This window comes from Streptomyces sp. NPDC093544, from assembly GCF_040683495.1.
GTDB lineage: Bacteria > Actinomycetota > Actinomycetes > Streptomycetales > Streptomycetaceae > Streptomyces.
Genome location: NZ_JBFBEA010000001.1, coordinates 552,088 through 573,356 on the forward strand (window position 1 = coordinate 552,088; position 21,269 = coordinate 573,356).

Sequence of the window (21,269 nt, forward strand, 5' to 3'; positions counted from 1 at the left end):
GGAACGCCGCCATGACCACCGCCTTGGAACCCGCGCTTTCGGTACGCCAGGTCCTCAACCTGGATCGGGTGCTCGCCGGAGAGCCCGAGGTGGTGGCCGGCGCGAGCCATCTCGACCGGGCCGTGCGCTGGGTGCATGTCGCCGAGGCCGCCGACGTCGGTGTGATGCTCACGGGCGGCGAGATGGTGCTCACCACCGGAGTGCTGCTCGCCGGTGACGTGGAGGCGCAGGCCGAGTACATCCGTTCGCTGCACCGCGCGGAGGCCGCGGCCGTCGTCCTCGGACTCGGCCGGGCCTTCCCCACGCCGCCGGACGTGATGCGCAGGGCGGCCGAGCGGTGCGGGCTGCCGATGGTGGTGCTCCATCGGCCCTTTCCCTTCGCCGAGCTGACGGAAGAGGTTCAATCCCGGCTGGTCAGAAGCAAGTTCGCGGCCGTGAGTCTCTCCGAGGCCGTACGGACGGCGCTGACCGGGCTCATCACCTCGGGTGCGCCGCTCCAGCGGATGCTCGACGAGATCGCCGGGCACGCCGGCTGTCCCGTGGTCGTCACCAACCTCGCCCACCGGGTCCTCGCCACGGCGGGGGAGCGGTCCGCCGTGGACGACGTGCTGCGTGACTGGGAGCGCATCTCCCGGCAGGCGGGCGGCAGCGAGGGCGACGGGTGGATCAGGGCCGAGTTGGGCGGGCGAGGGGAGCGCTGGGGCCGCATCGTGCTGTGCGGGTACCGCGGTGACGCCGCCACCGGGCGGCTGCTCGCCGACCGGGCCGCCGAGGCCCTCGTCCTGCACCGGATGCTCGGCGGCTCCGTGCACACCTGGGAGGAACAGTCCGCGCAGAGCCTGCTGACCGACCTGGTGAGCGGTGTCGTACCGGCCCGGCAGCTGTTGCCGCGGGCGCGGGCGGCCGGGCTGCCCGTCAACCGGCGGGCGTTCGTGCCGCTGGTGGTACGGGACGGCGAACCGGCTCAACTCGACCGTGTGTTGCGGTTGTTGGGCCTTCCGGGGCTTGTCGCCGAGCTCGCGGACGGGGCCACCGCCGTGCTGCTCAGCCTCGCCCGGGACCAGGACGCGGAGGCGCTGGCCACCCACTTCGCCGTACGGCTGCGGCACGAGAGCGGTGTCCGTACGATCGTGGCCGCCGCGTCCCCCCGTACGGCATGGGACGACGTTCCCGCGGGCCTGCGCGAGGCCCTGCACGTCGCTGAGGCCGCCGCCGACGCACCCGCCGACCAGGAACAGCCGGTGCTCCTGCGGTTGCGTGACGTCCATCTGCGCGGCCTGGTAAGGCTGTTGCGGGACGATCCGCACGTGCAGGCCTTCGCCGAGCGGGAGTTGGACGGGCTGCTGTGCGGCGCCGACGCCGATTCGGAGCTGCTGCCGGTGCTGCGGACGTATCTCGCGACCGGTCGCAACAAGTCGCGCACCGCGCAGCTCCACCATGTCAGCAGGCCCGCGCTGTATCGCCGTCTTGAGGCCATAGAGGCCCGTCTCGGCGTCGACCTCGACGACTTCGAGCAGGCCGCCTCCGTACACATCGCGCTCCTCGCGCACGACGCCCAACAGAGGTGAAATGCCGTGGAAATGAGCGGGAAACGCGTGCGTGCGGGCGAGAGTGACACGGTGGAACGCCCGGCGTCCGTAGACGTGACACGGTGCAACTCAATCCAGGCTCCAGGACTTCCTAGGCTCCTGGGGCGGGCGTCGGAAGTGCCGTCTGCCCTGCGACGCCCGGCACGCACTCTCGCCGCACCGGGCGCAAGCCCAAGTACATCCAGTACGAGGACTTACGCCCGGCACGCCGACAGCACGCACCGGACGCCGCAGGGCCCGCCCTTCGGGCAGACGACGCCACTTCCGACGCTCGCCCCAGCACACCGAGCGACCGGAGGTCCCGATGAGCAGAGTGATCCGAGCCGCCGTCTTTCAGACCGCGTGGACCGGCGACAAGGAATCGATGATCCAGGTCCACGAGCAGGCGGCCCGCGACGCGGCCGCGCAGGGCGCACAGGTCCTGTGCTTCCAGGAGCTGTTCTACGGGCCGTACTTCTGCCAGGTCCAGGACAAGGCGTTCTACGAGTACGCCGAGCAGATCCCCGAAGGCCCGATCGTGCAGCGCTTCCAGGCGCTGGCCAGGGAACTGGGCATCGTCCTCGTCCTGCCGATGTACGAGGAGGAGCAGCCCGGCGTCCTGTACAACACCGCGGCGGTGATCGACGCGGACGGTTCGTACCTGGGCAAGTACCGCAAGACCCACATCCCCCAAGTGGAGGGATTCTGGGAGAAATTCTACTTCCGGCCGGGCAACTCCGGCTGGCCGGTCTTCGACACCGCCGTCGGGAAGATCGGTGTCTACATCTGCTACGACCGGCACTTCCCGGAGGGCTGGCGTGCGCTGGGCCTCGCGGGCGCCGAGATCGTGTTCAACCCGTCGGCCACCTCGCGCGGACTGTCCGGCTACCTGTGGCAGCTGGAGCAGCCGGCCGCGGCTGTCGCCAACGAGTACTTCGTGGGCGCGATCAACCGGGTGGGCGTCGAGGAGTACGGCGACAACGACTTCTACGGGACCTCGTACTTCGTGGACCCGGAAGCCCAGTTCGTCGGCGAGGTGGCCGGCGACAAGGAGACGGAGCTCGTCGTCCGGGACCTGGACCTGGCCAAGCTCCGCGAGGTGCGCGACCGGTGGCAGTTCTACCGGGACCGTGCTCCGGGGGCGTACGGGCCGCTGACGGCTCCGTAGCCGCCTTGAACTCCGCGGGCCATGCTCACGGGGGGTCGGGCCCGCGGGACCAATTTCCGTACCGGGGTCGGGCCCGGCGGGACCAATTTCCTTACCAGGGAGCAGCGTTGATCTCGGTTCTCGACAGCTTCGGTGTTCCCCCAGTGCACGTACGACCGGAAGGAGAGGGAGCATGAGCCGTACCGTCATCCGTGGTGGTCTCGTCGTCACCGCGTCCGACGAGATCCATGCCGACGTCCTGATCGAGGACGGCCGGATCGCCGCTCTCGCCGCCACCGGCACCCCGGCGGCCGACGCGTGGACGGCCGAGCGGACCATGGACGCCACCGGCAAGTACGTCATCCCGGGCGGCGTCGACGCGCACACCCACATGGAACTGCCCTTCGGCGGCACCTTCGCCTCCGACACCTTCGAGACGGGCACCCGGGCCGCCGCTTGGGGCGGCACCACCACCATCATCGACTTCGCGGTGCAGAGCGTGGGCCACTCCCTGCGCGAGGGCCTCGACGCCTGGAACGCCAAGGCCGACGGCAAGTGCGCCATCGACTACGGCTTCCACATGATCGTCTCCGACGTCAACCAGGAGACGCTCAAGGAGATGGACCTGCTGGTGGAGGAGGGCGTCACCTCCTTCAAGCAGTTCATGGCCTACCCCGGCGTCTTCTACAGCGACGACGGCCAGATCCTGCGCGCCATGCAGCGCTCCGCCGAGAACGGCGGCCTGATCATGATGCACGCGGAGAACGGCATCGCGATCGATGTGCTGGTGGAACAGGCCCTGGCGCGGGGGGAGACCGACCCTCGCTTCCACGGCGAGGTCCGCAAGGCCCTCCTGGAGGCCGAGGCCACCCACCGTGCCATCAAGCTCGCGCAGGTCGCCGGAGCGCCCCTGTACGTCGTGCACGTCTCGGCGCAGCAGGCCCTCGCCGAGCTGGCACGGGCGCGCGACGAAGGCCTGAACGTCTTCGGCGAGACCTGCCCGCAGTACTTGTTCCTGTCGACGGACAACCTGGCCGAGCCCGACTTCGAGGGCTCGAAGTATGTGTGCAGTACGCCGCTTCGGCCCAAGGAGCACCAGGCCGCCCTGTGGCGCGGACTGCGTACGAACGACCTCCAGGTCGTCTCCACCGACCACTGCCCCTTCTGCTTCGTGGGTCAGAAGGAACTCGGACGCGGTGACTTCTCGAAGATCCCCAACGGGCTCCCGGGCGTCGAGAACCGTATGGACCTGCTCCACCAGGCCGTCGTCGACGGGCACATCTCGCGTCGCCGCTGGATCGAGATCGCCTGCGCGACCCCTGCCCGGATGTTCGGCCTGTACCCGAAGAAGGGCACCATCGCGCCGGGCGCCGACGCCGACATCGTCATCTACGACCCGCACGCCGAGCAGGTCATGTCGGTCGAGACCCACCACATGAACGTCGACTACTCGGCATACGAGGGCAAGCGCGTCACGGGCCGGGTCGAGACGGTGCTCTCGCGCGGCGAACTCGTCATCACCGAGCGGGAGTTCACCGGACGCGCGGGTCACGGCGTCTACACCCCCCGCTCCACCTGTCAGTACCTTCTCTGAGCGACCAGGAGTGGCGCCATGGACTTCGGACTCGTCCTGCAGACAGACCCCCCTGCCTCCCGCGTCATCGACCTGATGAAGCGGGCCGAGGGCAACGGCTTCACGTACGGCTGGACCTTCGACTCCGCCGTGCTGTGGCAGGAACCCTTCGTGATCTACAGTCAGATCCTCGCGAACACCGAGAAGTTGACGGTCGGACCGATGGTCACCAACCCGGGCACCCGCACCTGGGAGGTCACCGCCTCCACCTTCGCGACGCTCAACGACATGTACGGCAACCGCACGGTGTGCGGCATCGGACGCGGCGACTCGGCGATGCGCGTCGCCGGACGCAAGCCCAACACGCTGGCCCGTATCAGCGGTGCCATGAAGGTCATCCGTGCCCTCGGGCGCGGCGAGGAGGCCGACCTCGGCGGCACCGTCATCAAGTTCCCCTGGGTCAGGCCCGGCGCCGAACTCCCGGTCTGGATGGCCGCGTACGGGCCCAAGGCCCTGAAGATGACCGGCGAGGAGGCCGACGGATTCATCCTTCAGCTCGCCGATCTGTATCTCACCGAGTACATGGTCAAGACCGTGAAGGACGCGGCTGTGGCGGTCGGGCGTGACCCGTCCGACGTCAAGATCTGTGTGGCGGCGCCCGCGTACATCACCGCGGACGACTCACCCGAGGCGCTCGCCCACGCCCGCGAACAGTGCCGCTGGTTCGGCGGCATGGTCGGCAACCATGTCGCCGACCTCGTCTCCAAGTACGGGGAGCACTCCGCCGCCGTACCCGACGAACTCACCGACTACATCAAGGCCCGTGAGGGCTACGACTACTCCCACCACGGCCGCAGCGACAATCCCGACACCAAGTTCGTGCCCGACGAGATCGTCGACCGGTTCTGTCTGATCGGCACGCCCGAGCAGCACATCGAGAAGCTGAACGCGCTGCGCGCCCTGGGCGTGGACCAGTTCGCGGTGTACGACATGCACGACGCGCAGGAGGCCACCATCGACGCGTACGGGACGAAGGTCATCCCGGCCATCAACGGTCAGTAGTGCAGGGGCACTTGAGGCCCCCTACCGTTCTCCCCTTCCCGCCGTCCCGGGAAGGGGATCAGGGCGCTCCCCGCGCCCCCGAAATCGCCCCGCACGGCCTTTCCCGCCACTCCTCACTTGATTGGCCTGCCCATGACCGAGACCGTCCCCACCGACAGTTCGCCGCCCGCCGCTCAAGTCACGCTCCCGGACGGCCGGGTGGAGATAGCCCCCGGCACGCCCGTGCCGAGCGGCCCCTATGCCAACGAGGACCTGCTGCCGGTCCCGATCGAGAAGCGCACCTGGACCACGTACAACTTCTCGGCGCTCTGGGTCGGTATGGCCCACAACACCGCTTCCTGGACCCTGGCTTCCGGTCTGATCGCCGTCGGTATGGACTGGAAGCAGGCCGTCTTCACGATCGCGTTGGCCAACCTGATCGTGCTTGTCCCGATGCTGCTCACCGGGCACGCGGGACCCAAGTACGGCATTCCGTTCCCTGTCTTCGCGCGTGCCTCCTTCGGCGTCCGCGGCGCCAACCTGCCCGCTGTCGTACGGGCGTTGGTGGCCTGTGGCTGGTTCGGTATCCAGACCTGGATCGGCGGCGAGGCGATCTTCTTCCTCGCCGGGAAGCTGTTCGGCGACAGCTGGGCCGGTGCCGGCCATATCGGCGGCTACGCCTGGACCATGTGGCTGTCCTTCGCGATCTTCTGGGTGCTCCAGGTCGCCATCATCTACCGGGGCATGGAGACGATCCGCCGCTTCGAGAACTGGGCGGCGCCTTTCGTGCTCGTCGGCGCCGGCGTGATGCTGTGGTGGATGAGCGACAAGGCGGGCGGCTTCGGCCCGCTGCTCGACCAGCCGTCCAAGCTCGGCTGGGGACGCGACTTCTGGACACTCTTCGCCCCCGCCCTCATGGGCATGATCGGCTTCTGGTCCACGCTGTCGCTGAACATCCCGGACTTCACCCGGTACGGCAGGAGCCAGAAGGCCCAGACGTGGGGCCAGGCGCTCGGACTGCCCACCACCATGACGCTGTTCGCCTTCCTGTCCGTCATGGTCACCTCGGGTTCCCAGGCGGTGTACGGCGAGGCGATCTGGGACCCGGTCCAGCTGGCCGCCAAGACGGACAACGTCTTCGGCATCATCTTCGCGCTGGTCACCGTGCTGGTGGCGACCCTGTCGGTGAACGTCGCCGCCAACCTGGTCTCGCCCGCCTTCGACTTCTCCAACATCGCGCCCCGGAAGATCAGTTTCCGGGCCGGCGCGCTCGTCACCTGTGTCCTTGGCGTACTGATCTTCCCGTGGAGGCTGTACTCCGACCCGCAGGGTTACATCTTCACCTGGCTCGGCCTGGTCGGCGGGCTGCTCGGCACGGTCGCGGGCATCCTCATCGCCGACTACTGGATCCTGCGCCGGACCAAGCTCGACCTCGCCGACCTGTACAGCGCGGACGGCCGCTACTGGTACGACGGCGGCTGGAACTGGCGGGCCGTCGTCGCCTTCGTCACCGGCGGTGTGCTGGCCATCGGCGGCGCCGACTTCCATCCGCTGATCGACGGACGGCCCATTCCGGCGCTGGAGTCGCTGGCCGACTACGGCTGGGCGGTCGGGCTCGGCACGTCGATGGTGCTGTACCTGGCGCTGATGCTGGCGCGTGGGCGGGGGAAGACGGCTGTCTGATTCAGGGGCACTTGGGCGGAGCTGACCGATTGGTGACGGTCGGCTCCGCTGTGCTTTGACGGTCCGCTCCGCTGTGCCTTGACGGTCAGTTCCGCTGCGTTGTGACGGTCGGCTCTGCTGCGTTGTGACGGTCAGCTCTGCTGTGTCTTGTCCAGTGCGGCCACCGCGTCCTTGGCGGCACTGATGGCGCCCTTGTTGATCACGTCCGCGCTGGGCGACTTCTTCGTCTCGAAGTCGCTGCCGTTGTACGTGATGACGACCACCGCGTTGGACGCACGGACGATCACCACTCCCTCGCGTGTGTCCTGCTTGTCCTCGGAGGTGAGGTTCACGACGGAATAGGCCGTGTCGCCGACGCCGGGGACCGCTCCGCCGCCGCTCTTGTCCGCGACGCGCTCCTTGTAGGACGTCTGTGCCGCCGCGTCCGTCTCCTTGATCTCGTACGAGACGTCGAGCCAGCGGTAGTCGAAACCCTTCAGCGCGTTCCAGGAGCAGGTGCGGCGGACCGACTTGTCCGTCGAAGCGATCTCCTGACCGGCCGTCTTGGCGCCCGGGACCAGCGCCTTGATCGTCTTTTCGGTCACGCTGGTGCAGGGTGCCGGGGATGAGGCATACGTCTTGGTGGCCGCGGACGACGACGGCGCGGACGCCGAATTCGTGGGCTTCTGCGGCGATTTGTCCGCAGCGGCGGTCGGGGTCGCGGCGAGCGGACCGGACGTCAACGCCCAGCCCGCCGAGGCGAGCAGGGCGACCGGCAGCAGACGCGCGGCGAGAGCGAGCGGCAAAGGAAGAGAACTCACGGCGCACTTCTCGTGGGGGACGGTGCGGAGATGGTCCGCACTGCGGACGGGACGCCAGTGTCACACGAGTCCCTGTGGGGGGAAAGTGCGAACTCGCTCTGTGTCTGTGCGGTGACAGTGACTCACTGTTGACGGGCTGTGGAGCTTGCCATCGGTGTCGATGACGAAGGGGGGCATGCGGAGTCCGGCTTCCCTGCGTGCGCCGAACTGCGGTTGGGGCTACGGAGACTGCCGCTGGGGTTACCGGAGGTCGTGCGCAGCTCGCCCTTTGTCGCGGCTCTCGTCGAGGCCGCGTGTCATCATCGGCGCGTGATCGCGATACGCCTGAAGCCGACCCGTGGTGTCGTCCTCGGCTGCGTGTTGGCGCTGACCGCGAGCGGGTGCGGGCTCTCCGCCGAGCTGGACCGCGAGTTCAACTCCGAACGCACGCCTGCGCCGTCGCGGACCCGGGCTGTGCCGCCGCCCGTGTCCGCCACGCCCTCGTCAGTGCCGTCGGTATCGGTCCAGCCGGTGAGTGGCTGTCCGTCGTCCGGTCTGCGCTTCGCGGCCGGTCCCATCGACGGGGCCATGGGGCTGCGAGCCATGACGCTCTCCGTGACCAACTGCGGTGAGCAGCCGTACGAGCTGAACGGCTACCCCTCCGTCAGCGTCCTCGACGAGGCGGGTGACCCGATTCCGGGCGTGCGCACGATCGAAGGGACGCAGGGCGTGCCCATGGCGTCGGACGACACCGGCCCCGAGCCCTTCACACTCGAGCCGGGCGAGACCGCGGAGGCGGGGCTCGTGTGGCGGATGGCTGCCGAGGACGGTACATACCTCCGCGTCGCGCCGGACAAGGAGCGGGGCACAGTGAACGTACGCCCTGAATGGCCCCTGGACATCGGCCCGGAGAACCTACTCGGGACGCATCCGTGGACCCCTGCCCCGAAGTCGGCTTCCTGAAGGCGATGCCGTACGCGGTCCCCGCCTACGGCACCCGGCTCGTCCACTCCGGCGACCCGAACTTTGTCCGCGCCAGCTCCTCCGCGCGCGCCAGTTCCTCCGGTGTCACCTTGCCGTCTGCCAGCCCGTACCGGCCGCGGAACGAGTCGATCATCCGCTCGATGACCGCCTCGCGCGCCAGGCCGGTCTGCCGGCGCAGCGGATCCACCCGCTTCTTCGCGCTCCTTGTGCCCTTGTCGGAGAGCTTCTCCCGGCCGATGCGCAGTACTTCGAGCATTTTGTCGGCGTCGATGTCGTACGCCATGGTCACGTGGTGGAGCACGGCACCGGGTCCGCCACCCGGGCCGACCATCCGCTTCTGCGCGGCACCCGCGATCTTCCCGGCCTCCGTGGCGATGTCGTTCAGCGGCTGGTGCCACGCCTTGATCCCCATGTCACCGAGCGCGCCGAGCACCCAGTCGTCGAGGTACGCGTAGCTGTCCTGGAACGACAGCCCCTGGACGAGGGCCTCGGGCACGGAGAGCGAGTACGTGATGGTGTTGCCCGGTTCCACGAACATCGCGCCGCCGCCGGAGATCCGCCGCACGACCTCGATGCCGTGCCGCTCGGCGCCCGCCGGGTCGACCTCGTTGCGCAGTGACTGGAAGCTGCCGATGATCACGGATGGCGCGGCCCATTCCCACACGCGCAGCGTCGGCGGGCGGTTGCCCGCGGCGACCTCGGCGGTCAGGACCTCGTCCAGGGCCATGTGCAGCGCGGGGGACTGGGGCGCCTCGTGGATCAGCTGCCAGTCGTAGTCGGTCCAGTCGGTGGCGTGCGCGAGCGCCCTGCGGACGGCGATGGCGATGCCCTCCGAGGTCAGGCCGTACATCACCGTGCCCTCGGGCAGCGCGGCGTCGACACGGGCGGCCAGTCCTGCCGCGCCGGTGTCCGCGGGAGCGCCGTTCAGCGCGTCGTTGACGGCGTCCAGCGCCTCGTCCGGCTCGAGGAAGAAATCGCCCGCCACCCGCGCGTGCCGCAGGACTCCGCCCTCGACGTCCAGGTCCACCACGACGAGCTTGCCGCCGGGGACCTTGTACTCACCGTGCACCGAATCCGCCTCCGTCATCCGTTTCACGAGGACCAACGCCGACCTCGGACGATTGATTCCGGTCATTCCGGGCGGGGTGCCTGCGGTGTCCGCCTGCCCTGTCCTCCTGGGCGCCGCAAGTGCCATAGTCGAGCGCGAGCTTGATCGCTCCGCACGTCTCCGGGTAACTCCACACGGCGAGGTGGCACTGCATGTTCACGACCCGACCGACGCTCCAAGGCACATTCGGCATGGTGTCCTCGACGCACTGGCTCGCCTCGCAGTCGGCGATGGCCGTACTGGAGGACGGCGGCAACGCCTGCGACGCCGCGGTCGCCGCCGGTTTCGTCCTGCACGTCGTCGAGCCGCACCTCAACGGACCCGCGGGTGAGGTCCCGATCATCCTCGCCCCCGCGGGCGGCGAGGTGCGGGTGCTGTGCGGGCAGGGCGTCGCGCCCGCCGGAGCGACGATCGCCCACTACAGGGGACTCGGTCTGGATCTCGTACCCGGTACCGGGCCGCTCGCCGCCGCCGTGCCCGGCGCCTTCGACGCCTGGATGCTGCTCCTGCGCGATCACGGCACGAAGTCCCTCGCCGACGTCCTGAAGTACGCCATCGGGTACGCGCAGGACGGGCACGCGCCCGTGGAGCGGGTCGGCGAGACGGTGGAGACCGTGCGCGAGCTGTTCGAGACGGAGTGGCCGTCCTCGGCCGAGGTGTATCTGCCGGGCGGCAGGGCTCCGCGGCCGGGCGAGCTGTTCCGTAATCCCGCCCTTGCCGACACCTGGCGGCGGCTGCTCGCGGAGGTCTCAGAGGAGGCCGACCGGGTGGCGCAGATCGAGGCCGCGCGGATCGTGTGGCGCTCCGGCTTCATCGCCGAGGCGCTCGTACGACAGGCGCGGTTGGCCACCATGGACACCAGCGGCGAGCGCCACGCCGGCACCCTGACGGCCGCCGATCTGGCCTCCTGGTCCGCGAGTTACGAGGCTCCGGCGACGTACGACTGGCGAGGCTGGACCCTGTGCAAGGCGGGCCCCTGGAGCCAGGGCCCGGTCCTGCTCCAGCAGTTGGCCCTGCTGCCGCCGGAACTGCCGCGCTACGGCTCCGCCGAGTACGTCCACCTGCTGATCGAGGGCTGCAAGCTCGCCATGGCCGACCGGGAGGCCTGGTACGGGGACGCGGCCGAGGTGCCGCTCGACGCGCTGCTCTCGGAGACGTACAACACCGCCCGGCGCGCGCTCGTCGGGGACAAGGCGTCGTACGAGCTGTGCCCCGGCAGCCCCGGCGGGCGCGTTCCGCGGATGAGTGGGCACGCGCGCGTGGTGGCCGCCGGGGAGCCTGGCTTCGACGCGCTCGCGGTGCCGGGTGCCGGCGAACCCACGGTGGCCCGGGTTGCCGCGGACCCCGGGGTGGCGCCGGACGGTGGCACCCGGGGCGACACCTGCCATCTCGACGTCGTGGACCGCTGGGGCAACATGGTCGCCGCCACGCCCAGCGGCGGCTGGCTGCAGTCCAACCCGGTCGTGCCCGAACTGGGTTTCCCGCTCGGCACCCGGCTCCAGATGGCCTGGCTGGAGGAAGGGCTGCCCAACTCCCTGACGCCGGGCCGTCGTCCTCGCACCACGCTGACCCCCTCGCTCGCGCTGCGGGACGGGGTGCCTGTCATGGCGTTCGGCACGCCGGGCGGTGACCAGCAGGACCAGTGGCAGACACACTTCTTCCTCTCCGTGGCGCTGCGCGCCGAGGTGCGCGGGGGCCTCGACCTCCAGGGCGCGATCGACGAGCCGAACTGGCACAACGACAGCTTCCCCGGCTCCTTCTTCCCGCGCGGCATGCGTCCCGGCAGCGTCACCGTCGAGTCCCGCATGGACGCCGCGGTCGTCGAGGAGCTGCGCCGCCGCGGCCATGACGTCCAGGTCGGTGACGCCTGGTCCGAGGGCCGGCTGTGCGCGGTCGCGCGGGATCCGGAGACGGGTGTGCTGTCGGCGGCGGCGAACCCGCGGGGGATGCAGGGGTATGCGGTGGGGCGCTGATCCGCGCACGCGGCGTCATGACGTACGCCCGCGTCATGACGTACGCCCGCGTCATCACGTACTCAGTGTCATCAGGGGTGCCGGACGGTCGCGGTACCCGGGATGCGCGTGCACTCTGCGTCGCCGTGCGCTCTGGGAATTCATGGTCATTCCACCCGGTGTGCACCGGCCCGGTGAGGATTGTCAGAGGCGCGTGCTGTCATGGAGGCATGATCGTAGACATCGAAACCATCGACGAGTTTCTCACCCACCGCACCTCCGACGTCGAAGAAGCGGTCCGGCAGGCGGCCGCCGCCGAGGTCATGCCGCGCTTCCGGCAGCTCGCGGCGCACGAGATCGACCAGAAGACCGGCCCGCACGATCTGGTGACGGACGCCGACCGCCTGGCCGAGGCGTACCTCACCGAGGCCCTCACCGCGCTGCTGCCCGGCTCGGTCGTGGTCGGCGAGGAGGCGGTGCACGCCGACCCGGCGACCTACGAGGCGATACGCGGCTCGGCGCCGGTCTGGATCGTCGACCCGGTCGACGGGACACGGCAGTTCGTCCACGGTGACCCCGGCTTCTGCATGCTGGTCGCGCTCGCGCTGGACGGCGTCGTGCACGCCTCCTGGACGTTCGCTCCCGCGCGCGACGAGTTCGCCACGGCGATACGCGGCCGGGGCGCCTTCCTCGACGGTGCGCCCCTGCGAGCGGGTTCGCCCGTGCCGGGCCGCGACCTCGACATCGCCACCTCGCACCCGGACTACACCACGGACGAGCAGAAGCGCGCCCTCCTCGCCCTGCACACCGAGGGCATCGTCACCCGCCCGTGCGGCTCGGCGGGCCTGGAGTATCTGGCCGTGGCCCGCGGGGAGTTGGACGCCACGGCCTTCTCCTGGGAGGCCGCCTGGGACCACGCGGCGGGCCTGCTGCTTGTCGAGGAGGCGGGCGGCGCGCATCTGACGCTCGGGGGCGAGCCGTTCCGTATCGCTGGGGGCAACGCGCTGCCGTTCACGTCGGCCCGGGACGAGGCGACGGCCCGCAGGGTTGTGGCGGTGCTGGCGGCCGGAGCCTGAGAGTCGGGGCAGGCTGCCTTCCGACCGTCTGAGCAGTCGCCCGCGTCGTCCAAGCAGTCGCCCGCGCCGTTCGCGCAACCGCCCGCGTCGTCCGAGCAACCGCCAGCGCCCTCCGCGTAGCCGTCCGCGCGTCCGCACAACCGCCCGCGCCGTCAACGCTGTCAGTCCTCCGGCATATCCTGATCCCAGTTGCCATCGGCTGACAAAGGAGTCCGAAGGTGCCGTCGATGCTCGATGTGGTCGTGGTGGGTGCGGGGCCGAACGGACTGACGGCTGCCGTGGAGCTGGCCCGCCGGGGTTTCTCCGTGGCCGTGTTCGAGGCGCGGGACACCGTCGGCGGCGGAGCCCGTACCGAAGAGCTGACGCTGCCCGGATTCCGGCACGACCCGTGTTCGGCGGCGCATCCGCTGGGCATCAACTCCCCGGCGTTCAGGGCGATGCCCCTGGAGCGGTACGGCCTGGAGTGGCTGCACGCGGAGCTTCCCATGGCGCACCCCTTCCTGGACGGCACGGCGGCGGTGCTCTCGCGGTCGGTGGCGGAGACGGCCGCCTCGTTCGGGCCGCGCGACGCCGGTGCGTACCGGCGCCTGGTCACCCCCTTCCTCCCCAAGTGGGACACGCTGGTCCACGACTTCATGTCGCTGCCGCTGACCGCGCTGCCCCGCGACCCGGTCACCCTCGCCCGCTTCGGCCTCGCCGGACTGCCGCCCTCGACCTGGCTGATGCGCCGTTTCCGCGACGAGCGGGCCAAGGCGCTGTTCGCCGGGCTCGTCGCCCATGTCATCGCCCCGCTCGACGGGATGGCGACCGGTGCCGTGGGCCTGGTCTTCGCGCTCGCCGCGCACGCCCGTGGCTGGCCCGTGGCCCGTGGCGGCTCCCAGTCCATCTCCGACGCGCTCACCGCGTATCTCAAGGACCTCGGCGGCAGCGTCCACACCGACTACGAGGTCAAGCGCCTCGACGACCTGCCGCCCGCGCGCGCCTACGTCTTCGACACCTCGCCCACCGCGCTGTCCCGGATCGCCGGCTTCGGCCGCTACTACGAGCGGTATCGGTACGGAGCGGGCGTCTTCAAGATCGACTACGCGCTCGACGGCCCCGTGCCATGGACGGCGAAGGAGGCGCGCACCGCCGGGACCGTGCAGGTCGGGGCGAGCCGCGCGGAGATCGGCACCGCCCTGCGGGCGGCCTCGCGCGAGGGCCGGGCGCCCGACGCGCCGTTCCTGATCACCGTGCAGCCCAGTGTCGTCGACCCCTCCCGGGCACCCGAGGGCAAGCAGGTCTTCTGGGCGTACGGTCATGTCCCGAACGGCTGGACCGGGGACCTCACGGACGCGATCGAGCGCCAGCTGGAGCGCTTCGCGCCGGGCTTCCGCGATCGCGTCCTTGCCCGCGCGACGGCGGGCCCACCCGAACTCGCCGCCCGCAACGCCAATTACGTGGGCGGTGACATCGCCTCCGGCGCCGCCTCCGGGCTCCAGCTCCTCCTGCGCCCCAAGCTCTCCCTCTTCCCGTACAGCACCCCGCACCCGGCCGTCTTCATCTGCTCCTCGGCCACCCCGCCGGGCCCCGGTGTCCACGGCATGTCGGGGCACAATGCGGCGAAGGCGGTATGGAGGAGGCTGAGGCAGGCATGACCACGATCACGCTGGTACAGGGCGACATCACCCGGCAGAGCGTCGATGCCATCGTCAACGCGGCGAACTCCTCGCTGCTCGGCGGGGGCGGCGTCGACGGCGCCATCCACCGCCGGGGCGGTCCCGCCATCCTCGCTGAGTGCCGCAAGCTCCGCGCCTCCCACTACGGCAAGGGCCTGGCCACGGGACGAGCGGTCGCCACCACGGCCGGCGAGCTGGACGCGCGCTGGGTGATCCACACTGTCGGTCCGGTGTGGCAAGGACCCGGCAGCGACCCCTCGCTCCTCGCTTCCTGCTACCGAGAGTCCCTCCGGGTGGCAGACAAGCTGAGCGCGCGGACCGTCGCGTTTCCGGCCATCTCGACCGGTGTCTTCAGATGGCCGATGGAGGACGCCGCCCGCGTCGCGGTGGAGACGGTCGGGGACATGGAGACGGCGGTCGAAGAGGTCAGGTTCGTCCTCTTCGACGAGCGGGCGTACGAGGCGTTCGCGGAGCAGGTCCGCTGACCGCACCTGCCGGGAGGCGTCGGCCCGCGGAAATTGCCGGGCGTTGAAGACGCCTTCCGAAGTACCGTCCAGCGGTGACTGATGCGGATGGGTACTTCGGAGAGAGTGTCGCGGCGACCTACGACGAGTCGGAGGCGAGCGAGTTCGAGACGGGCGTCGTGGAGGCGGCGGTCGACGTTCTGGCGGGGCTCGCCGACGATGGCCGGGCCCTGGAACTGGGCATCGGGACAGGGCGTATCGCGCTGCCACTGGCACGCAGGGGAGTCCCGGTCCACGGCATCGACCTGTCGCGGGCGATGGTCGACCGGCTGCGCGCCAAGCCGGACGGCGACGCGATCGGCGTGACGATCGGCGACTTCGCGACGACGAAGGTGGACGGGACGTTCTCCGTCGCCTATCTCGTCTTCAACACGATCATGAACCTGACGACACAGGCGGAGCAGGTGGCCTGCTTCCGTAACGTCGCGGCCCACCTCGAACCCGGTGGCCGATTCGTCATCGAGGTCATGATCCCCGACCTGCGGAAACTCCCGGCGGGGCAGACCGTCGTGCCGTTCCACGTCAGCCCGACGCGATGGGCGTTCGACGCCTACGACGTCGCCACTCAGGAAATGAGCTCGAACTACATCGAGGTCGTCGACGGGCGCGGCGAGTACCACTCGATCCCTTTCCGCTACGTATGGCCGGCGGAGCTCGACCTGATGGCTCAGCTCGCCGGGCTGAGCCTGTGTGAGCGGTGGGACGGATGGACCCGGGAACCGTTCACCAGTGAGAGCGGCCGACATGTCTCGATCTGGGAGAAACCCGCTGCGTAGTCACTCGCACGGTTGTTCGTATAACTGTCCGAGCGGTCGTCCGAGTGGCCCCTCAGGCGACCGCTCGGAGCTGGACAAGTGCTGGTCCAAGCTTTACTGCGAATAGATTGCAGGTGAGAAAGCCGAGCATGAGGGTGGGAGACGCACCGCCCACCCCGAAAGAAGGTCCCCACCATGCGTCGTACGTCGCTCACGCGGCAGGAGTGGGGTCGGCTCGGTGGGATGGGCGCCTTCATTCTCGCGCTGCATGTGATCGGCTGGTTCACGCTCGTCGCCGTCGTCGCGCCGGAGCACTACAGCATCGGCACGAAATCGTTCGGCATCGGGATCGGCGTGACCGCGTACACGCTGGGCATGCGGCACGCCTTCGACGCCGATCACATCGCGGCCATCGACAACACCACCCGAAAGCTGATGAGTGAGGGGCAGCGGCCGCTGTCGGTCGGCTTCTGGTTCTCGCTCGGCCACTCCAGCATCGTCTTCGGGCTGGCCTTCCTGCTCTCGCTGGGCGTTCGGACGCTGGCCGGGCCGGTGCGCGACGACGACTCGAGCCTGCACGACGTCACCGGGCTGATCGGCACGACGGTCTCCGGGACCTTCCTGTACGTCATCGCCGCCATCAACCTCGTCATCCTCGCCGGGATCTGGAAGGTCTTCCGGCAGATGCGTTCCGGCCACTTCGACGAGGCGGCCCTGGAGGAGCAGCTCAACAACCGTGGCTTCATGAACCGCCTGCTCGGCCGGGTCATGAAGTCGGTCACCAAGCCCTGGCAGATGTATCCGCTGGGCCTGCTCTTCGGCCTCGGCTTCGACACGGCCACCGAGGTCGCCCTGCTGGTCCTCGCGGGATCGGGCGCGGCGTCCGGACTGCCCTGGTACGCGATCCTGTGCCTGCCCGTCCTGTTCGCGGCGGGCATGTGCCTGCTCGACACGATCGACGGTTCGTTCATGAACTTCGCGTACGGGTGGGCCTTCTCAAAGCCGGTGCGCAAGGTCTACTACAACCTCACCATCACCGGACTGTCCGTCGCGGTCGCCCTGATCATCGGTACGGTCGAACTCCTCGGCCTGCTCGCGGAGCAGCTGAACCTGCACGGAGCCTTCTGGGACTGGGTCGGCGCCCTCGACCTGAACGTCATCGGCTTCGTCATCGTCGGCCTGTTCTTCGCCACCTGGGTCATCGCCCTGGTGGTGTGGAAGGCGGGCCGGATCGAGGAGAAGTGGACGGCGGGCCTGCGCCTCCCCGAGGTGGACGAGCTTCACCGCCCCGGGACGGCCGAGTTGTCCGGCCCAGCCGGACAATCCGGCGACCAGCGCCACGCCGCGCACCAGACCGCAGACTGACGCGTCCGTCTACCACTTGGGCAGCGTGCGGGCCGGCAGTCGCAGCAGATCCCCGGTGGCGTCGGCCGCGCCGAGGGCCGGCGGGGCGCCCAGGGCGAGGACGGCCGCGCCGATGGGCCACAGGTCGGGACGCGGCGCGGTCTGTAGGGCGGCGATCCGGCGGGTGACGGCGTGCTCGGAGAAGTGCGGGGCGCAACCCGGCTGGGCGCGCTGGGCGACCAGGGCGGCGCGGGCCGGCGCCCGTACGGTGGTGCGGCGGTCGCCGACGGCACCCGCCCCCTCCTCGTCCGCCCAGCGCTCCAGCAGGAACGTGACCGTGCTGCGCACCGGCGTGAGGAGCGGGTCGGCCGCGGCGGCCAGAGCGACGGCGGTCGACGGAGCCGAGTGGCGGCGGGCGAGATGGGCACGCTCGTGGGCCGGCAGGACACGGCGCTCCGCTGGTTCCAGCGCGCCGAGCATCGCTGACGTGACCAGTATCCGGCCCGGCCTGCCCGGGATGGCGAAGGCCTGCGGAGTCGAGGACGCGGCGACGACGAGCTCGCTGTCGGGAGGGTGGCCTTGGTGGTGACGGTTCAGGACGTGTCGCGTAGCGTGCCCGCACGGCGCGGACGAGCCGGAAGGCGATCACGCCGAGGAACGCGCCCGCGGCGAGCGCGGCCGCCTCGGCCGGCGGCCGGCCCTCCCCGTCGGCCTCCGCGGCCACCCTCGGCGCCTGGTTGACCAGCGTGGCGCCGAGCAGGCGCAAGGCCCAGGTGGAGGCGGCCGCGGTCGGCGCGGCGGCGATGGTCAGCACCCGGGCGGCGGACGCCGGAGACACCCGCGCCCCACCTGTGGGGCGAGGACCGCCAGCAGTAGCGGCAGGACCAGCGGGACGTACACGTCGATCCTCATGACCCGCTCTGCCCGACGAACCTCATGACCCGCTCCCTCCGAGGAGCTCGCGCAGAGCCTCTTCCTCCTTGGGACTCAGCCCGGTCACGAACTGCTGGAGCACCGCGATGGAATCGGGCCCGCGGTCGAGCGCCTCGTGCATGGCCTCGGCGGTCAGCTCCGCGGCGTTCTTGGCGGGCCGGTACGCCCCGCGCCGCCCGTCCACATCACGCAGGACCAGGCCCTTGTCATGCAGGCGCTTGAGGATGGTGTGCACGGTGTTGTAGGCGAGGCCGCCGCTGATCTCGGCCTGGATCTCGGCGGGCGTCAGGGCATCGTCGGTGGCCCAGAGGGCGGCGAGGACCTCGCTCTCCAGCTCGCCGGCGCCGCGTCGTTCCGCCCTGCCGTGGGGGCCTGTGCCAGCCATGCCGGCCACCTTACAGCGCGTAGGGGAGTGGAGAGCGGGGACGGCGTCCCGCGGTGCCTCCGGATGCTGCACCCGCCCTGCACTCCCGGCCGGCAGGGGGTAATTTATCCATGTTTCCCGCAATTTAACCGTGTTGCAGTTTTCCGGGCTTTCATCGCGGTGCCTTGGTTTTCGCCTTCACCCTACGCACTGTAGGGTGAAGGGACCCTACGGTCTGTAGGGATGAAGGGTGGAGGATGGCCAAGACGTTGAGCGCGGCGCTCGTCGGCGCCGCGGGCCACGACCCGCCCCAGGCTGCCCGCATGGCACGACGCTCCTCCGAATGGTGGCTCTCACTGGTGGCGGGCGCCTTCACCGTGACCCAACTGCTCCTCGTACGCCCCGGGATGGGCCTCGGCTGGGACGAGACGGTGTACGTCAGTCAAGTCAGCGCGCACGCGCCCGCCGCGTTCTTCAGCGCGCCGCGGGCCCGCGGCGTCTCCCTGCTCGTGGCGGCGGTCACCTCCTGGTCGTCATCCACGGAGCTACTGCGCGTCTGGCTGGCGCTGCTCTCCGGACTCGGCCTGTTCCTGGCGCTGCGCGTCTGGCGGGGGCTCTTCCCCATGCGCGTACTGGCCCTCGCGGGAGCCCTGTTCGCGACGCTCTGGGTGACGGTGTTCTACGGACCGCAGGCCATGCCCAACTACTGGGTCGCGATCGGCGCCCTGGCCTGCGCCGGCTGCTTCCTGCGCGCCCAGGCCGACCGCTTCGACCGGTCGGCGCTGTGGGGAGTGGGCCTGAGCACGGCGCTGATGGCGTGGATGCGCCCCACCGACGCGGTCTGGGTGACCCTCCCGATGCTCGTCCTCGTCGTGGGTGTTCGCCGCCTGCGTCTCCGGCGGCTGCTCGTGGCGCTCGTCGCGGGCCTGGTGGCAGGGGCGGCTGAGTGGGTCGTCGAGGCGTACGTCGGCTACGGCGGCCTGGTGCAGCGGCTTTCCGACGGATCGCGGATCCAGGGCGGCCTGGGCTGGAAACTCGCCGTCGGTGACCAGCTGCGCAGCCTGGGCGGGCGCACCCTGTGCCGCCCATGCACCGGGCCGATGCCGAACGCCGCCGTGACCGTGTGGTGGTTCGCCCTGCCGCTGCTCGCCGCTCTCGGCCTCGCGCTCGCGGTCAGGGCCCGGCGCCCCGCGAGCACGCTGCTGCTCCTGGCCTGCGCCGCGACGGCCGCCTTTCCGTACCTGTTCATGATCGGGTACGCCGCTCCACGCTTTCTGCTGCCCGCCTACGCGCTCCTCGCGATCCCGGTCGCCGCCGCCCTCGTCCACTTGGTCACCGCCCCGAGCCGGGCATGGCGGCCAGTGGCTGTGACCCTGGTGACGCTCGGCCTCGCGGGTCATCTGGCGGTGCAGTACGTGGTGCTGGAGAGGACTGTGCACCGCACCACCGCCGCCCATCAGGGCTGGGCCCGTACCGCCACGGAACTGCACCGTCTCGGCGTACGGCCGCCCTGCCGCCTGACCGGGTACCAGGCCGTCCCGATCGCCTTCTACGCCGGCTGTTCCTCCGTCGCGACGAGCGGACCCAACGCCAACACCACGCGGGCGGACATCGTGCGGTCCGTGCGGCGCGAGCCCGTCGCCGTACTCACCACCCTCGGAGGACAACCACCCGAGTACGCCCGGACCTGGGCATCGCACGTCACTGGTGATCTGCGTGTCTACGTCGCGGGAGGCCCGGCGACATGACCGCTCCGCCTGCTGCCCCTCCGACTTCAGCCGCCGTCCACAGGCGGGTGTCCTGGCAGGCCGGGGTCTCGCTCCTCGTGATGGTGTGCGCGGTGTATCTCGCGCGGCGTCACTGGCCGGTGATCGAGGCAGGGGCCGCGCGGCTCGCCGTCGCCGACCGAGGCTGGCTGCTCGTGGCGACCGCTGCCACCGTGGCGACCTGGGCTTGCTCGGCGCTCGCCCAACAGGGCGCGGTGGCCCGGCCGTTGCCGACCCGGCGACTGGTGGCGGTGCAGTTCGCGGCGTCCGCGGCCAACCATGTGCTGCCCGCGGGTCTGGGGGCGGGCGCGGTCAACCTGCGCTTCCTGACCCGGTGCGGGCTGCCGGTCGCCCGGTCGGCGACCGCGCTCGCGGTGAAGGCCACCGCGGGGACCGTGGTACGAGGCTTCCTCATCGCCGTACTCGCACTGGCCTGTCCCGGCGTCCTCCACCCTCCGCATGTCCCCGCGACGGCGATGGTGGCGGCGGTCGCCGTGGTCGGCATCGCCGCGCTGCTCCTGAAGGGACCGCTGCGGCGAGCCCTGCGGGCCGTACTGGCGGATGTCCGCGCCGTGCACGAACTCCCCGCGCGGGCAGCCGCGTTGTGGGGCGGGTCGCTCGCCTTCGCCTCGCTGCACGCGGCAGTGGTGATCGCGGTGACCCAGGCCCTCGATCTGCCGCTGCCCCCGGCCCAGGTCGCCCTCGCCTACCTCGCCGCGAGCAGCGCCGCCGTCCTGCTTCCCACCCCTGGCGGCCTAGGCTCCCTGGACGCCGCCCTCGCCCTGGCCCTCAGCCTCGCCGGAGCACCGGCAGGCGCGGCGGCATCCGTCGTCCTCGGCTACCGGCTCCTGACCGTGTGGCTGCCGCTGCTGCCGGGGCTGCTGACGCTTGGGGTGCTGGTACGACGCCGGGTGGTGTGAACTGCCGTTCGGCCTAGGTCCTGTCGTGGGTTTTGCCGGGTGGGCCCGGGGGGGGGGGGGGCGTTTTAGGCGGGGGCGTGGGGGGGTTGTGTGG

General features: G+C 70.5%; 18 protein-coding genes. 14 read left to right on the plus strand and 4 right to left on the minus strand.

Features of this window, described 5'->3' with window-relative positions:
* The first annotated feature begins 11 nt into the window (after positions 1 to 11).
* The 5 genes from AB0N66_RS02225 to AB0N66_RS02245 all read left to right on the plus strand — a co-directional run bounded on the left by AB0N66_RS02225 (position 12) and on the right by AB0N66_RS02245 (position 7,012).
* The gene (locus AB0N66_RS02225; RefSeq protein WP_365427205.1) at positions 12 to 1,568 is read left to right on the plus strand and encodes a PucR family transcriptional regulator; all 1,557 of its coding nucleotides are present in this window, start codon (positions 12 to 14) and stop codon (positions 1,566 to 1,568) included.
* A 325-nt stretch (positions 1,569 to 1,893) separates the two neighbouring features.
* The gene (locus AB0N66_RS02230; RefSeq protein WP_365427208.1) at positions 1,894 to 2,736 is read left to right on the plus strand and encodes a nitrilase-related carbon-nitrogen hydrolase; all 843 of its coding nucleotides are present in this window, start codon (positions 1,894 to 1,896) and stop codon (positions 2,734 to 2,736) included.
* 172 nt (positions 2,737 to 2,908) lie between these two features.
* Positions 2,909 to 4,309, plus strand: a complete 1,401-nt coding sequence (gene hydA / locus AB0N66_RS02235; RefSeq protein WP_365427210.1) for a dihydropyrimidinase — start codon at positions 2,909 to 2,911, stop codon at positions 4,307 to 4,309.
* Positions 4,310 to 4,327: 18 nt separating this feature from the next.
* Positions 4,328 to 5,350, plus strand: a complete 1,023-nt coding sequence (locus tag AB0N66_RS02240; RefSeq protein ID WP_365427213.1) for a TIGR03842 family LLM class F420-dependent oxidoreductase — start codon at positions 4,328 to 4,330, stop codon at positions 5,348 to 5,350.
* A gap of 132 nt (positions 5,351 to 5,482) precedes the next feature.
* Positions 5,483 to 7,012, plus strand: a complete 1,530-nt coding sequence (locus AB0N66_RS02245; protein ID WP_365427216.1) for an NCS1 family nucleobase:cation symporter-1 — start codon at positions 5,483 to 5,485, stop codon at positions 7,010 to 7,012.
* 131 nt (positions 7,013 to 7,143) lie between these two features.
* Here the strand turns inward: AB0N66_RS02245 and AB0N66_RS02250 are convergent, their stop codons facing one another.
* Positions 7,144 to 7,812, minus strand: a complete 669-nt coding sequence (locus AB0N66_RS02250; RefSeq protein WP_365427218.1) for a hypothetical protein — start codon at positions 7,810 to 7,812, stop codon at positions 7,144 to 7,146.
* 309 nt (positions 7,813 to 8,121) lie between these two features.
* Between AB0N66_RS02250 and AB0N66_RS02255 the strand changes: the two genes are divergently transcribed.
* Positions 8,122 to 8,754, plus strand: coding sequence for a DUF4232 domain-containing protein (locus AB0N66_RS02255; protein ID WP_365427221.1), 633 nt, complete (start codon positions 8,122 to 8,124; stop codon positions 8,752 to 8,754).
* Positions 8,755 to 8,779: 25 nt separating this feature from the next.
* On the opposite strand, the gene AB0N66_RS02260 is transcribed toward AB0N66_RS02255, so the two are convergent.
* On the minus strand, positions 8,780 to 9,844 hold the full coding sequence (locus AB0N66_RS02260) for a biotin/lipoate A/B protein ligase family protein (protein WP_365427326.1): 1,065 nt from the start codon (positions 9,842 to 9,844) through the stop codon (positions 8,780 to 8,782).
* A gap of 191 nt (positions 9,845 to 10,035) precedes the next feature.
* Here AB0N66_RS02260 and AB0N66_RS02265 point away from each other — a divergent pair, with 191 nt between their 5' ends.
* From AB0N66_RS02265 to AB0N66_RS02290, 6 genes are all read left to right on the plus strand, one after another.
* Positions 10,036 to 11,856 carry a gamma-glutamyltransferase gene (locus tag AB0N66_RS02265; protein WP_365427223.1) on the plus strand — a complete coding sequence of 607 codons (1,821 nt, stop codon included), beginning with the start codon at positions 10,036 to 10,038 and terminating at the stop codon, positions 11,854 to 11,856.
* Positions 11,857 to 12,065: 209 nt separating this feature from the next.
* Complete coding sequence (locus tag AB0N66_RS02270) at positions 12,066 to 12,911, plus strand: inositol monophosphatase family protein (RefSeq protein WP_365427226.1); 846 nt, start codon at positions 12,066 to 12,068, stop codon at positions 12,909 to 12,911.
* 227 nt (positions 12,912 to 13,138) lie between these two features.
* Entirely contained in the window at positions 13,139 to 14,548 is a 1,410-nt protein-coding gene (locus AB0N66_RS02275; protein ID WP_365427329.1) for an NAD(P)/FAD-dependent oxidoreductase, read from the plus strand.
* On the plus strand, positions 14,545 to 15,054 hold the full coding sequence (locus tag AB0N66_RS02280; protein WP_365427229.1) for an O-acetyl-ADP-ribose deacetylase: 510 nt from the start codon (positions 14,545 to 14,547) through the stop codon (positions 15,052 to 15,054). Before AB0N66_RS02275 ends, AB0N66_RS02280 begins: the two co-directional genes overlap by 4 nt.
* Before the next feature lie 74 nt (positions 15,055 to 15,128).
* Entirely contained in the window at positions 15,129 to 15,869 is a 741-nt protein-coding gene (locus tag AB0N66_RS02285) for a class I SAM-dependent methyltransferase (RefSeq protein WP_365427232.1), read from the plus strand.
* A 174-nt stretch (positions 15,870 to 16,043) separates the two neighbouring features.
* The gene (locus AB0N66_RS02290) at positions 16,044 to 17,213 is read left to right on the plus strand and encodes a HoxN/HupN/NixA family nickel/cobalt transporter (protein ID WP_365427235.1); all 1,170 of its coding nucleotides are present in this window, start codon (positions 16,044 to 16,046) and stop codon (positions 17,211 to 17,213) included.
* Positions 17,214 to 17,222: 9 nt separating this feature from the next.
* Here the strand turns inward: AB0N66_RS02290 and AB0N66_RS02295 are convergent, their stop codons facing one another.
* Positions 17,223 to 17,789, minus strand: coding sequence for a M48 family metalloprotease (locus AB0N66_RS02295; protein ID WP_365427331.1), 567 nt, complete (start codon positions 17,787 to 17,789; stop codon positions 17,223 to 17,225).
* A 337-nt stretch (positions 17,790 to 18,126) separates the two neighbouring features.
* Positions 18,127 to 18,510, minus strand: coding sequence for a BlaI/MecI/CopY family transcriptional regulator (locus AB0N66_RS02300; RefSeq protein WP_365427237.1), 384 nt, complete (start codon positions 18,508 to 18,510; stop codon positions 18,127 to 18,129).
* Between the two features lie 302 nt (positions 18,511 to 18,812).
* Here AB0N66_RS02300 and AB0N66_RS02305 point away from each other — a divergent pair, with 302 nt between their 5' ends.
* Positions 18,813 to 20,237 (plus strand): hypothetical protein, encoded by a 1,425-nt coding sequence (locus AB0N66_RS02305; RefSeq protein ID WP_365427334.1) that lies wholly within the window; start codon positions 18,813 to 18,815, stop codon positions 20,235 to 20,237.
* Positions 20,234 to 21,175: a lysylphosphatidylglycerol synthase domain-containing protein gene (locus AB0N66_RS02310; protein ID WP_365427240.1), complete on the plus strand. Its 942-nt coding sequence runs from the start codon at positions 20,234 to 20,236 to the stop codon at positions 21,173 to 21,175. Before AB0N66_RS02305 ends, AB0N66_RS02310 begins: the two co-directional genes overlap by 4 nt.
* Positions 21,176 to 21,269: the final 94 nt, after the last annotated feature.